The following is a 2,364-nucleotide window of genomic DNA, read 5'->3' on the forward strand; positions in this document are numbered from 1 at the left end:
CCGCATGGACTCCCTCCTCCGCCTTGCGATGCACGCACCCTGACGCCGCGGCTCTCCGACCCGACCCGAAAGGCACACCCCCCCATGCCCCTCCACCCCCAAGCCGAAGCCCTGCGCGCCCGCCGCGCGAGCTCCGGCGCGCCGCCCCTCTACACCCTCACCCTCGCCGAGGCCCGCGCCGCCGACCTCGCGGACATCCGCGCGGCGGCGGGCGCACCCGAACCGGTCGCCTCCGTCGAGGAGTTCACCGTCCCCGGCCCCGGCGGCGACCTCGCCCTCCGCCTCCACCGGCCGGCCGCCGACGGCGAACCTCCCGTCCTGCTCTACCTGTTCGGCGGCGGCTGGACCCTCGGCTCGCTCGACACCGGCGACGCGATCTGCCGCCGCCTGACCAACGCCGTCGGCTGCGCCACCGTCTCCGTCGGCTACCGGCTCGCCCCCGAACACCCCTTCCCCGCCGCCCTCCACGACTGCCGCGTCGCCGTCCACTGGCTGGCCGCCCACGCCAAGAGCCTCGGCCTGGACCCCGCCCGCCTCGCCGTCGGCGGCGACAGCGCGGGCGGCAACCTCACCGCCGCGCTCACCCTCCTGCTGCGCGACGAGGGCGGCCCAGCCGTGCGCCACCAACTGCTCGTCTACCCCAACACCGACCACGGCGCCGACACCCCCTCGTTGCGTGAGCACGACGACCCGCTGCTCTTCAACCGCCGTTCGGCCGCCTGGTACTGGGGCCACTACCTCGCCGACCAGGCCGACGGCGCCGACCCGTACGCCTCCCCGCTGCGCGCCCCGAGCCTGGCCGGCCTGCCGCCCGCGACCGTCATCACCGCCGAGTACGACCCGCTGCGCGACGAGGGCGAGCAGTACGCCGAGGCCCTGCGCGCCGCGGGCGTCCCGGTCGGCGCACGGCGGTACGAGGGCGTGCCGCACGGCTTCTTCGCCATGACGGGCGTCCTGGACGCCGCCGCCGAGGCCCAGCGGTACGCCGCCGAGCGCCTGCGCGAGGCCCTGCGATGACCCTCGACCTGGCGGACCTGCACGCCTCCCTCTCCGACCCGCTGCTCGACGCGATGACCTTCCTCAACGAGGTCACCACCCGCTACCCCGACGCCGTCTCCTTCGCCCCCGGCCGCCCCTACGAGGGCTTCTTCGAGCCCGAGGACGTCCCGGCCCACCTGGACGCCTACCTCGCGCACCTGGCCGCCCGCGGCCTGGACCGGGACGCCGTCCGCACCGCGCTGTTCCAGTACGGCCCCACCAAGGGCATCATCGCCGACCTGGTCGCCCGCACCCTCGCCAACGACGAGGGCCTCACCGTCGCCCCCGAGGCCCTGGTGCTGACCGTCGGCGCCCAGGAGGGCATGCTGCTCGCCCTGCGCGCGCTGTGCGCCACGCCGGACGACGTCCTGCTGGTCAGTTCGCCCTGCTACGTGGGCGTCACCGGCGCCGCCCGGCTGCTCGACCTCACCACCCGCCCCGTCCCCGAGGGGCCGGCCGGCGGGCCCGACCCGGAGGCCGTCCGCGCCGCCGCCTGGGCCGTCCGCGCCGAGGGCCGGCGCCCGCGCGCGCTCTACGTCGTCCCCGACTTCGCCAACCCGTCCGGCACCAGCATGCCCGTCGACGCCCGCACCCGGTTGCTGGCCGTCGCGGCGGACGAGGACCTGCTCGTCATCGAGGACAACCCGTACGGCTTCTTCGTCCGCGCGTGCGGCGAACGGCCGACCCTCAAGGCGCTGGACCGCCACCGCCGGGTCGTCTACCTCGGCTCCTTCGCCAAGACCTGCTTCCCCGGCGCCCGCCTCGGCTACGTCGTCGCCGACCAGGAGGTGACCGGCCCGGGCGGCCGGCGCACCCTGCTGGCGGACGAGCTGGCCCGGCTCAAGAGCATGACGACGGTCAACACCCCGGCCCTCAGCCAGGCCGTCATCGGCGGCATGCTGCTGCGCCACGACTGCCGCCTGCGCGCCGCCAACGCCGCCGCCACGGCCCACTACGCGGCCGGGATGGACACGCTGCTGCGCGAGCTGGAACGGCACTTCCCGGCGTCCGCGCGCCGCCGTCTGGGGGTGTCCTGGAACCGGCCCGAGGGCGGCTTCTTCGCCGTCCTCACCGTGCCGTTCACGGCGGACGACGCGGCGATGGAGCGGTGCGCACGGGAATACGGCGTGCTCTGGACGCCGATGGCGCCGTTCTACCCGGGGGGCGGCGGAGAGCGCCTGTTGCGGCTCTCCATCAGTGCGGTGACGCAGCGTCAGATCATCGAGGGAGTAGCCAAGTTGGCCGCCTTCATCACGTCCTGCTGAGCGGAAACAACAGAATGGGGCCGCACGGGGGTGGCGGGGCCAGAAGATCTGTAACCACGGC

Annotated in this window: 2 protein-coding genes; both read left to right on the forward strand. The window is 75.2% G+C overall.

Translation table 11 applies throughout. The features are described from left to right. Positions 1 to 84 precede the first annotated feature (84 nt). Positions 85 to 1,017 (forward strand): alpha/beta hydrolase, encoded by a 933-nt coding sequence (locus tag ACFV4F_RS43125; RefSeq protein WP_380511480.1) that lies wholly within the window; start codon positions 85 to 87, stop codon positions 1,015 to 1,017. Further along, positions 1,014 to 2,303 (forward strand): PLP-dependent aminotransferase family protein, encoded by a 1,290-nt coding sequence (locus tag ACFV4F_RS43130; protein WP_380511483.1) that lies wholly within the window; start codon positions 1,014 to 1,016, stop codon positions 2,301 to 2,303. Before ACFV4F_RS43125 ends, ACFV4F_RS43130 begins: the two co-directional genes overlap by 4 nt. The last annotated feature ends 61 nt before the right edge of the window (positions 2,304 to 2,364 follow it).

Origin of the sequence: Kitasatospora sp. NPDC059722 (assembly GCF_042733235.1) — a bacterium.
In the GTDB taxonomy this organism is placed as follows: domain Bacteria; phylum Actinomycetota; class Actinomycetes; order Streptomycetales; family Streptomycetaceae; genus Kitasatospora.